Genomic DNA, 11,922 nt, shown 5'->3' with positions numbered 1-11,922 from the left:
AATATACCTTATAAAACCAGGCATACCTATACTATGTGTTTGCCTTTTCATACAATCAAGTATTTACAAGAAACAACAGTTTAACTTTAAAATCAATATATACATGGCATTCATTGAAAGCACATTTATAAAAGAGATTAGAAACATCCGGCTTCCTCTGTTTATAAAACTATTCGCATTGTTATTGTGCACAACGATCGGTACATATGGTACAGAAAAGGTCAATCTGCAATCCTCCAATCTTTCAATCAATATGACTAACTGTACATTGAAAGATGTCCTCAAGGAATTAGAGAATAAAAGCAAATACATTTTCTTTTATTACGATAAGAATATCGACCTGAAAAGGAAAATAAATATCAATGTAAAGAATGAAACAATCGAGAACATTCTGGATAAGCTATTTGAGCATACCGATAATACTTACTCAATCCATGAACGGCAGATTGTTATTTCAAAAAGAAAAGTAGTTGCAGAACAGAATAAAGAGCAAACTGTCGTTCCGGCAAAGAAAATGCTGAAAGGGAAGGTAGTGGATAACCTTGAAAGTCCCTTGCCCGGAGCAACCATTACCATCGAAGGCAGTACACGCGGAGTCACAACAGACATAGACGGCTCTTTTTCCATAGAAGTAACCCCTACAGATAAAATCATCGTTCAGTTTTTAGGAATGGAATCGCAAACCATCACCGTAGGAAACCAAAATGATATCACAATTAAACTGAAAGAAAAAGCCGACTTGCTGGACGAAGTCACCGTAGTCGCCTTTGCGAAACAGAGAAAAGAAAGTGTAATCGCCTCTGTTTCCACAATCAAGCCATCAGACCTGAAAGTACCTTCCAGCAACCTGACCACTTCCTTTGCCGGACGTATTGCCGGTTTGATTTCTTACCAACGCACCGGCGAACCGGGACAGGACAATGCAGACTTCTTCATCCGCGGCGTAACGACATTCGGAAAGTCAAGCAGAGCCAACCCGCTCATATTAATCGATGGAGTAGAAATGACAAGTGATGAACTCTCCCGGCTGACCACTGATGACATTGCCAGCTTTTCAATCATGAAAGACGCAAATGCTACAGCACTATATGGTGCCCGCGGAGCAAACGGAGTAATTCTGGTTACAACCAAAGAAGGGAAAGAAGGCAAAGTGCACGTACAATTGCGTTTGGAAGGTTCTTATTCTACACCTACCGAACATATCAAATTAGCCGATCCCGTCACCTACATGCGATTGCACAACGAAGCTGTACGTACACGCGACGCCATGGCTGCCCTGCCCTATTCGACAGCAAAGATCATGAATACCGAGCGTGGACTTGACCCTTTGCGTTACCCGGCAATAGACTGGCAAGATATGTTATTTAAAAACCATACCTTCAATCAGAGATATAACCTGAATATCAGCGGAGGCGGAAAAGTAGCCCGCTATTATATCGCTGCCTCTTACTCAAAAGATAACGGTATCCTTAAAGAGGACAAACGAAACAATTTTAATAACAATATCAGCATTGACAAATATCTGTTACGTGCCAATGTAAACGTAAACCTGACTAAAACGACCGAAGCTATTGTCCGCTTATATGGTTCTTTTGAAGATTACTCAGGCCCCCTAGACGGCGGTTCGGCATTATACAAGAAAGCTATGCATGCCAACCCGGTGCTGTTTCAGCCTTTCTACCCGGCCGACCAGGCTAACGAATATACCAAACACATCCTTTTTGGAAATTACGATACCGGTGATTACCTGAATCCCTATGCCGAAATGGTAAAAGGATACACCACGAGAGACCGCTCAAATATGTTCGCACAGTTTGAACTAAAACAAAATCTCGATTTTATCACCAAAGGATTATCAGCCAGAGGTTTGTTTAACGTCAGCCGGTATTCTTTATTAAAAGTGAATCACTCTTTCAAACCTTTCTATTATCAGATAGCCAATACAACAAATCTCAATGACTATACGTTGATTCCGCTTAATCCGGACGGTGGCACAGATTATCTGGACTACAATAAACAGCCTCAAACATTAAACAGTACCATGTACTTTGAAGGTGCCATCCAGTATAACAGGGAGTTTGCCGATAAACACAATGTATCCGGACTGATGGTTTATACAATGCGTGAATACCTGGATGGCAATGCCAATAATCTACAGTTATCTTTACCGTATAGAAACATCGGATTGGCAGGACGCTTCACATACGGATATGACAAACGTTATTTTCTTGAAATGAATTTCGGATATAATGGTTCTGAACGGTTTGCCAAGAACGAACGTTTCGGCTTCTTCCCGTCTGCCGGGTTAGGGTGGGTAGTCAGCAATGAAAAATTCATGGAGCCATATCAGAAGTTTATCAGTAAACTCAAACTGAAAGCAACATATGGTCTGGTAGGAAATGATAATATCGGGGAGGAAAGTGACCGTTTCTTTTATCTATCACAAGTAAACATGAACGACTCCGGTAAAGGATTTACATTCGGAGAAGACTTCAACTATACGCGGAATGGCATATCCATTTCAAGATATGCGGATTCCAACATAACATGGGAAGTCAGCAGAAAAATGAACTTAGGTTTTGAATTAGGATTGTGGAACAGCCTGGAAGTTCAGTTCGATTACTTCACGGAGAAAAGAACAAACATCCTTCAAATCCGCCAGGACATTCCGCCTACTATGGGGCTGCAAGCTCAGCCGCAAGCCAACATAGGTGAAGCCAAAGGACATGGAATAGACCTGTCCGTCGATTATAACAAAAGTTTCACCAAAAACTTTTGGGCAATATTCAGCGGCAACTTCACTTACGCAACCAGTAAATATCTGGTTTATGAAGAACCGGATTATGTGCAGACACCTTGGAGATCACGTATAGACCAAAAACTCTCACAACGCTGGGGATATGTTGCCGAACGGCTTTTCCTCGATGACGAAGAAGTTAAGAACTCTCCCAAGCAAATGTTCGGAGAATACGGAGCCGGAGATATCAAATATAAAGATATCAATGGAGATATGAAGATTGACGAAAATGACCAAGTACCTATCGGCTATCCTACAACCCCTGAAATCATTTACGGCTTCGGATTAACAACCGGATACAAAAACTTCGATTTCTCATTCTTCTTCCAAGGTTCAGCCCGCTCTTCTTTCTGGATAGATCCTACAGCTACAGCACCGTTCGTTAGCGATAGTTCATTAGGAGGAAACAACCAAAGGGCATTGCTAAAATACTGGGCTGACAGTCATTGGTCTGAAGACAACAGAGACATCTTCGCCCTTTGGCCGCGCCTGTCTAATGTAGCAAATGAAAATAACCAGCAGACCAGTACATGGTTTATGCGGGACGGCTCATTCCTACGTCTCAAATCAGTCGAAATAGGCTATTCATTGCCACAAAAGTGGATTCGCCCGATATCACTGCAAAATGTCAGACTCTACGCAACCGGGAGTAACTTACTTGTTTTCTCTAAGTTCAAGATGTGGGATCCTGAAATGGCCGGGAATGGTTTCTCCTATCCTTTGCAGCGTGTATTCAATTTCGGTATAAACATTGAATTCTAAAAATAACAACATATTATGAAATACATTAAATCCATATTTTTACTTGTTTGCATAACATTTGTGACAAGTTGTGTCGATTATTTAGACATCGTTCCAAACGATGTGGCAACCATGGAGAATGCTTTCACGAACAGAACCTCAGCCGAAAAGTATTTATTTACCTGTTACAGTTATCTTCCTATTCCCGGACATCCCTGGGTTTCCCCGGCCATGGTAGGAGGAGATGAAATCTGGTGGAACACCAACCAAGCTTTGTTTGCAGACATAGCAGCTACCAAAATAGCCCTTGGCTACCAGAACTCTAATGACCCATATCTCAATTTCTGGGATGGTAGATACAACGGTACCAACCTGTTTATAGGAATCCGTGACTGCAACATTTTTATTGAGAATATTCATAAACCCAGAGATATGGAAGAGTATGAAAAACAACTGTGGACCTCCGAAGTGAAGTTCCTTAAAGCATACTATCATTTCTTCCTTATGCGGTTGTACGGGCCGATACCCATTATCCGCGAAAATCTACCCGTATCAGCATCGGTAGATGAAGTACGCGTATATAGAGATCCGATTGACGATGTGGTCAATTATATTGTTGAATTGATAGATGAAGCCGCAGCAGGTCTTCCTGACAAAATAGAAAGCATGATTACAGACGCCGGACGAATAACAAGACCAATTGCCCTGGCTACAAAAGCAGAAGTGCTGGTTTGGGCTGCAAGTCCTCTATTCAATGGCAATCCCGATTACCTCAATTTCAAAGATAAAAGAGGTGTCCAGCTGGTTCCGGCAGAGAAAGACAATACAAAATGGGAACGTGCCGCTACAGCAATAAAAGAAGCCATTGAAACGTGCGAAGCTGCCGGACACGGCTTCTACGAATACATACCCCCCCGTACTATGTCAGATCAAACTAAATTGAGTTTTGAATTACGAGGTGCTGTTACCGAAAAATTCAATAAAGAGATTGTATGGCCCTCCACACAAGACGTTTCCTCTCTACAGTTGCTTGCCATGCCACATCTTGTACTGGGCAATTTAGGTAATAAGGGAAATGAACTCTGCGCCTCCCTAAAAATAGCGGAGCAATTCTATACTCAAAACGGCATTCCTATCGATGAAGATCCGGCATGGGATTATCAGAATAGATATAAAACACAAGAAGCAGGAGTCGACCACATGTTCTACATAAAAACAGGTGAAACCACGGCTAAACTGAATTTCAATAGGGAGCCCCGTTTTTATGCCTCACTAGGATTCGACCGCGGCATCTTCGAAGGTTCCGGCCAGACAGAAGAACTCAACTTCTGGTATCTGCAAGTGCGCAAATCGGAGATAGCAGGCTTCAGGGGAAGTGGCGAATACATTCCTACCGGCTACTTTATAAAGAAACTGATTAATGCGGAAACCGTAACCGGAACAGCTACCACCTCCACTTATTCGGGCAAACGTTATTCTTTCCCCATCATACGAATGTCCGGTTTATACCTGTTATATGCAGAGGCTTTGAATGAAGCAAAATCCACTCCTGATGAAGAAGTTTATAAATGGATTGACAAAGTGCGCGAAAGAGCAGGCCTGAAAGGAGTGGTAGAATCGTGGAAAAAATCGGCAAAACCCGACAAGCCCTCTACGCAAGAAGGTATGCGTGAGATCATTCACCAGGAAAGACTGATCGAATTAGCCTTTGAAGGTCAACGTTTTTATGACCTGAGAAGATGGAAGAAAGCCCTGAAATATCTGAATGAGCCCATACAGGGATGGGATTATAAGGGTGAAACAACTGACACGTATTATACAGTTTCAACTTATATGAATACCCGTATTTTCACCATGAAAGATTATCTGTGGCCTATAAAAGTCAGTACTCTCATCAATAATTCAAACTTAGTACAAAACCCTGGCTGGTAACAATAAAAACTAAAATATAATAGTATGAAAAAGATATTTTTTACAATAATGGCCCTTCTAATAGTCAGCATTACATCTTGTGATGAAGAAAAGATCGGGCAGACTCCAACAGATAATATTCCGCCTCAACCCATTAGCAATGTGTCAGTTGAAAGTCTTCCCGGTGGAGCCAAAATCAGCTACGAACTACCGCAAGAAACGGATATCTCTTATGTAAAAGGAGAATATTTATTTCAAGGTGAAAGACGTATCACCCGTGCTTCTGTATATAATAATTACATGATAATAGAAGGACTTGGCAACACCAATCCGGTGGATATCACCTTATATACCGTCGACCATAGTGAGAACACATCTACCCCTGTAAAAGCATCTTTCACACCGGGTATCCCTCCTATCCACAATATCTTTACTTCAATGGGGCTCAAAGCCGATTTTGGCGGCATTAATATCACCTGGAATAATGAGAATAAAGTAGAAATAGGCTTCACTATTTATGCCACAAACGAAAAAGGCATCTTTGAAGAAGGAGAAACGTTCTATACTAACCAGAAAGATGGTAGTTACTCTTTCCGCGGTTATGACTCATCCGAACGGATATTCGCTTTTACCATCACAGACAAATGGGGAAATATATCCGATACCCTGAAAGCGGCATTCACTCCACTTTTCGAGAAAGAATTAGACAAATCTAAGCATAAGAGAGAAGTATTGCCTGTAGATAATAATACAGACTATAGTTCCGGCTGGCTATTCTCAAAATTATTTGATGGCGTTGTCGGAAACAATGGCTGGCATACGAAGCAAAACGACCCTAACCAGAAAATACCGCTATACTTTACCATCGACCTGGGAGTAGAAGCTACACTAAGCCGATTTAAGTTATGGCACCGTTTAGGTAACAACGTCTATAAGAATCATAACATCAAGACGTTCGAAGTATGGGGAAGCCGCAACTATAAAAAAGGGATGCAGGAAAATTACTGGTCTGAAGAATGGAAAAACGACTGGGAACTTTTAGGCGATTATGAAACATTCAAGCCTTCGGGAGAGGATAACCCGTCTGTCACAAACGAAGATATAGCCTACGCCGAAGCAGGATTTGAATTTATGGTACCCATTGAAAAACAGAGGGTACGGTATGTACGTTTTGCAATGAAAAGCAATTGGTCAGGAAGCAATGCGCTGCACATTAGCGAGATTACATTCTATGGAGATGACAGAATTAACGACATAAATGAATGACAGATATGAAAGCAATAATCAAAATTACCGTCTTAATTTATTCATTTATTTCCCTTATAGCATGTGACGACATGAATTGTCTGCATGAAGAATACCTTAAAAAAGGGGAAATTATTTATACCGGGGTTATCGATTCATTAAAAACATATCCCGGAAATAACCGCGTAAGGTTTACTTGGGAGATCAATTCCGATCCACGCGTAACCAAGGTAGTCCTTTACTGGAATGAAAGAAATGATTCCACCATCGTACAAGTGAACCGTACTACTGCCGGAAAGCTTCCTATGGAAACAATAGTGAATTTGCCGGAGGGAACATATATTTTTGAATTCGCAACAAAAGACGATGATGGTCACCAATCACTATACGTAGAGCAATCCGTCGAAATATATGGAGATAAACTTATTCAGACTCTTCGTAACAGAAGTGTTGAAGACATATCCGATATTTCCGGTAACAGTACAAAAGTTTCTTGGTATCCTATAGAAGACCAGACTATCCAATATACGACCATAAAGTACCTGGATTTCTCTGATCCCGACAACCCGACAGAGAAAAAGCTGCGAATAGAAAATACCGAAATGGAAACCACATTATCCGGTATCCGCTCCGGTGAAATTCTGGAAGTAGTTTCATCTCATCTGCCAGCCAATGGACTCGATATTATTGATGCCTTGCCTAAAGGATATGAGTTCCCCTGATTTACATGAAACTGAATAACTGAATATGCAACCCCAAACCTCAATTCATATTATGACTCGAATAGTAAAAATGATAATGAGTTCTTGTTTTTTATTCTACCTGTTCTTTACGATCACAGCCTGTAATTCTTCGGATACAACAGTCAAGATTGAACAGATAAATGCAGGAATATGGAAAATATCAGCAGGAAAACCGGAGATAGTCAATCTATTGAGTGAATTGGATATTACTCCACGGGACGAGGCAATCCGAAAGATAGGAAAAGCTGCTTCTCCTGTTGCAGCAGAAGCAATAGAATTCAAAATTATCGATGGGAAAACCTACATCCGCTTTCCACTGGAAAAAGATGAAAAGATTTTCGGTTTGGGGTTGAACTTCAAAACCGTTGAACAACGGGGACGCGTAATGAGGCTACATACCGACCACTATAGCGGACGGGACGACGGAAGAACACAAGCTCCGGTTCCCTTCTTTGTATCGTCCAAAGGATACGGAGCCTTGATTAATTCTGCACGTTACATTGACGCATGGATTGGAACAGGTGTACGTAAAGACAGTAAGAATCCGCCAATTGCCCGTGACAGAAATACCGACCCTCGCTGGAGCAGCCGTCCTTATTCGGACAATATGGAATTTCTGATACCGGCAGAAGGAGTCGAAATTTTATTGTTTGCAGGACCGACTATGTTGGAAGCTGTACAACGGTTTAATCTCTACAACGGAGGAGGAGCACTCCCTCCCCGTTGGGGATTAGGCTTTTGGCACCGTACTCCCACTCTATATTCTGATAAACAGGTAATGTCGGAAGTAGAAGAATTCAAAAAAAGAGAATTTCCACTAACTGTTATCGGCTTAGAACCCGGATGGATGTCACACGCTTACCCTTGCTCTTACGAATGGGACACCACACGCTTTCCCGATCCGGCTGGTTTCGTTAAAAATCTAAATGACAAGCATATTAAAACCAATGTATGGATTAATCCATATATATCGCCCGCAACAGAACTTTATGAGAAAATGGAACCCTATACAGCCTCTCATTCTGTCTGGTGTGGTATCGTACCTGATTACACCCTGCCTGAGGCACAACAAATCGCTGATAATCATTTCAAGAAAAATCAACTGGATATAGGTGTCAGTGGTTACAAACTAGATGAAAATGATGGCTACGACTATTGGCTATGGCCTGATGTGGCAACTTTCCCATCCGGAAATGCAGCCGAACAAATCCGGCAAATATACGGATCACTTTTACAAAATATAACCGTCCGAATGTATCATAAACAAAATAAACGTACTTATGGGCTGGTGAGATCCGGTAATGCAGGCACCTCCTCCTTCCCATATGTAATCTATAATGATTATTACAATCACAAAGATTTTATCACTGCCCTAATAAACAGCTCTTTCATAGGTATTTTATGGACACCGGAAGTCAGAGCCTCCCAAACCGCAGAAGAATGGTTAAGAAGGATGCAGACCGTCTGTTTCTCACCTATTGCCATGCTCGATGCCTGGGCAGATGGTACCAAGCCCTGGAGCTTTCCTGAAGTGACACAACAAGTTAATGATATTGCCAAACTAAGGATGCAACTGATACCTTATTTATACACAACTTTTGCCAATTATGCTTTTAAGGGAATACCGCCTGTACGCGCCATGAACCTGGAAGAAGGTTATCAGGAAGAAAGTAAGCTGGAAGAAGGTAAACTTGATGCAACTGCAAATCCCTATGCAATGGCATTGAAGAAAGAGGCCAAAGACCAATTCATGGTCGGTGAATATTTATTGGTAGCGCCCCTTTTTACCGGAGAAACCGAACGCCGTGTCATACTTCCAAAAGGCAAATGGTATGATTTCTATACCGGCAAGTTGGCTGGTGAAGGAGAAATTATCACAGTAAGCCCCGGGTTAGACAGGATACCGGTATACGTAAAAGATGGTGGTATCATTCCTTTATGGCCAGCTATTACGGAATTGGAGAACAGGCAATATCCATTGGAAATACGGCACTATGGAGAGAAAACGTCCAACTACAATCTGTACGATGATGATGGGGAAACATACAATTATGAAAAAGGAGAATGTACCTGGATATCATTAAAAGTAGATACTGACACAAAAGGTGGAAAGAGAGGTATTGTCATCATCCCGGAAAACTCAAAAGTATGGTCATTCAGCGACTATAGGTTTCGGTTCATGTCTTCCGAAGAAACAAAGTAACTACAAAAAATAGAAACTTATGAAAAAGCAATTTATATTTATCTTCACTATTCTAATATGCTCCATCTTCCAATATAAGGGCATAGCAAAGAATACCGTGCATGAAGCCATATTAGAAAAATCATCCGAATGGAAACTATTATCTCCCGACAGCCAAATAGAGTTTGTGCTTTCCTTAGATAAAGAATTCGGCAAACTCTTATATTATGTAGTCAATAATGGCAAACAAATATTGCTGCCCTCCCCTTTAGGTATTGACAGAGAAGATGAAAAGTTTTCTTCGGGTCTTCAATTCTGTTCCCAAAATGAGGTTAGCCTTATCGATGAAGAATATGAATTAAAATCCGGGAAAAGATCGCTCTGCCATAATCTGGCAAACGAACAAATCTATCAATTCAGGAATTCTAATGGCAAAGTGGTCGAACTCATTCTGAGGGCTTACAACGATGGAATTGCTTTTCGTTATCATTTCCCTGAAAACAATTCCAAATCCCATAAAGTAATTAAAGAAAGTACAGGTTTCAAACTGCCAACTGAGGGAAAAGCCTGGATACATCCGTACGATTGGAATTCTCGGTTAAAGCCAAGTTATGAGCAGTATTGCAGAAGTGGTATAGCTATCGGAAGTTATTCTCCTTACAAACAAGGCTGGGCATATCCCTTATTGTTTAACACCAACGGGCATTGGATAATGATAACAGAAGCAACCCTGGACGGTACCTATTGCGCCACACATATAAAGAATGACGAAAGTGGCTTGTATACGGTAGCATTTGCAGAGAAAGATGAAGCCATCATAGAAGATGATCCCGAACCTATATCGACACTACCATGGTCCACTCCCTGGAGAGTAGTCATCATAGGTGATCAGCTATCGAATATAGTAGAAACAAACATTATACAAAACCTGAATCCTCCATGTGTCATTACAGAAACAGACTGGATTAAACCCGGACGCTCTGCATGGAGTTGGTGGTCGGATGCTCCCTCCACTTACGAATACCTGAAACAAATAGAATATATCAATTTTGCTGCCAGTATGGGCTGGGAATATATATTGCTGGATGCAGGATGGCATCGGATGGCAGAGAACGAATTGAACTATATCATGCAATATGCTCAAAATAAGAATATAGGAATCTGGTTATGGTATCACTCCGGTGCCGGCAAACCAACCGAGACCATCGACATATGGAATCTGATGTCCGATCCGAAAAGCAGAAATGCTGAATTGGATAAAATACAATCCTGGGGAGTAAAAGGTGTCAAAATTGACTTCTTCGATACCGACAAACAAGGAATTATACAGATGTATAAAACTTTCCTGGAAGAGACAGCGCAACGAAAAATTATGGTAAATTTTCATGGGGCTACTCTGCCCCGCGGGCTGGAACGAACTTATCCTAACCTAATGACCACTGAAGCTGTAAAAGGAGCTGAAAGTTTCACGAATCAGAATGCCTGCAACAAAGCTCCGGAGCATAATGCAACGATTCCTTTTACCCGGAATGTAGTAGGTTCAATGGATTATACCCCTGTCACTTTTTCCAATAAGATATATAACGGAGTAGAATCTCAAAACATTACCACCTACGGACATCAACTGGCGCTCTCCGTCATTTTTGAATCCGGCATACAAAACTTCGCCGACAACCGAAGCGTCTATGCAGGATTACAAGCAGAAGCCCGAACGTTTCTTGAGAAGATACCGGTAGCATGGGATGAAACCAAATTGGTTGATGGTTATCCAGGAGACTATGTTATCATAGCCAGAAGAAAAGCTGATAACTGGTATATCGGAGGAATCAACGGTATGAACAAAGAACGGGAAATGCAGATGGATTTGTCCTTTCTACCTAAAGATAAAAGAATAAGGATCATAACAGATGGAAAAGAAAAAGGACGTTTTATCGTCAAAGATGAAGATATTACAAATCAACTATCTATACCGGTAAAAGCTTATGGAGGTTTTGTCATAACCACCGAAGGTGTCCACACCCACCAATTAGTATCGGAAAAGAGTTCCATGAAAATGAATGCTTATCCCAACCCATCGAATACCGGTGAAACAATATCCGTGAAACTGGATATCGGACAAGAGTTATTAAACAAAGCCACCATAGAGGTCTATGACCTCTGTGGAATCAGTCTGAAAAAGACCCAGGCAACAGGATTAACCACTTCCATAGCAATGCCTTTGCAAGCAGGAACATATATACTCAAGGCACGGGCAGAAAGCTTTGTTGATGAAAAATTACTTATCGTAAAATAACAATATATTT

At 41.3% G+C, this 11,922-nt stretch carries 6 protein-coding genes; all 6 read left to right on the top strand.

Going from position 1 to position 11,922, the window contains the following annotated elements:
• The first annotated feature begins 103 nt into the window (after positions 1–103).
• The 6 genes from BACINT_RS07340 to BACINT_RS07315 are packed head-to-tail and all read left to right on the top strand — an operon-like array spanning position 104 to position 11,912.
• Positions 104–3,559 carry a TonB-dependent receptor gene (locus BACINT_RS07340; protein WP_007661890.1) on the top strand — a complete coding sequence of 1,152 codons (3,456 nt, stop codon included), beginning with the start codon at positions 104–106 and terminating at the stop codon, positions 3,557–3,559.
• Between the two features lie 15 nt (positions 3,560–3,574).
• Positions 3,575–5,470 carry a RagB/SusD family nutrient uptake outer membrane protein gene (locus BACINT_RS07335; protein ID WP_007661884.1) on the top strand — a complete coding sequence of 632 codons (1,896 nt, stop codon included), beginning with the start codon at positions 3,575–3,577 and terminating at the stop codon, positions 5,468–5,470.
• A 24-nt stretch (positions 5,471–5,494) separates the two neighbouring features.
• Positions 5,495–6,715: a DUF5000 domain-containing lipoprotein gene (locus tag BACINT_RS07330; protein WP_007661883.1), complete on the top strand. Its 1,221-nt coding sequence runs from the start codon at positions 5,495–5,497 to the stop codon at positions 6,713–6,715.
• 5 nt (positions 6,716–6,720) lie between these two features.
• Positions 6,721–7,416, top strand: coding sequence for a DUF4998 domain-containing protein (locus BACINT_RS07325; protein WP_157448649.1), 696 nt, complete (start codon positions 6,721–6,723; stop codon positions 7,414–7,416).
• 52 nt (positions 7,417–7,468) lie between these two features.
• Positions 7,469–9,640, top strand: coding sequence for a glycoside hydrolase family 31 protein (locus BACINT_RS07320; RefSeq protein ID WP_232288751.1), 2,172 nt, complete (start codon positions 7,469–7,471; stop codon positions 9,638–9,640).
• A 19-nt stretch (positions 9,641–9,659) separates the two neighbouring features.
• The gene (locus BACINT_RS07315) at positions 9,660–11,912 is read left to right on the top strand and encodes a glycoside hydrolase family 97 catalytic domain-containing protein (protein ID WP_007661873.1); all 2,253 of its coding nucleotides are present in this window, start codon (positions 9,660–9,662) and stop codon (positions 11,910–11,912) included.
• The last annotated feature ends 10 nt before the right edge of the window (positions 11,913–11,922 follow it).

Origin of the sequence: Bacteroides intestinalis DSM 17393 (assembly GCF_000172175.1) — a bacterium.
GTDB classification, from domain to species: domain Bacteria; phylum Bacteroidota; class Bacteroidia; order Bacteroidales; family Bacteroidaceae; genus Bacteroides; species Bacteroides intestinalis.
Note: the sequence above shows the minus strand (reverse complement) of the source record. Positions and strands in the feature narration are given on the sequence as shown.

Coding starts and splice junctions, on each gene's coding strand:
- BACINT_RS07340 (WP_007661890.1), top strand. CDS start 104: ATGGCATTCATTGAAAGCACATTTATAAAAGAGATTAGAAACATCCGG.
- BACINT_RS07335 (WP_007661884.1), top strand. CDS start 3,575: ATGAAATACATTAAATCCATATTTTTACTTGTTTGCATAACATTTGTG.
- BACINT_RS07330 (WP_007661883.1), top strand. CDS start 5,495: ATGAAAAAGATATTTTTTACAATAATGGCCCTTCTAATAGTCAGCATT.
- BACINT_RS07325 (WP_157448649.1), top strand. CDS start 6,721: ATGAAAGCAATAATCAAAATTACCGTCTTAATTTATTCATTTATTTCC.
- BACINT_RS07320 (WP_232288751.1), top strand. CDS start 7,469: ATGACTCGAATAGTAAAAATGATAATGAGTTCTTGTTTTTTATTCTAC.
- BACINT_RS07315 (WP_007661873.1), top strand. CDS start 9,660: ATGAAAAAGCAATTTATATTTATCTTCACTATTCTAATATGCTCCATC.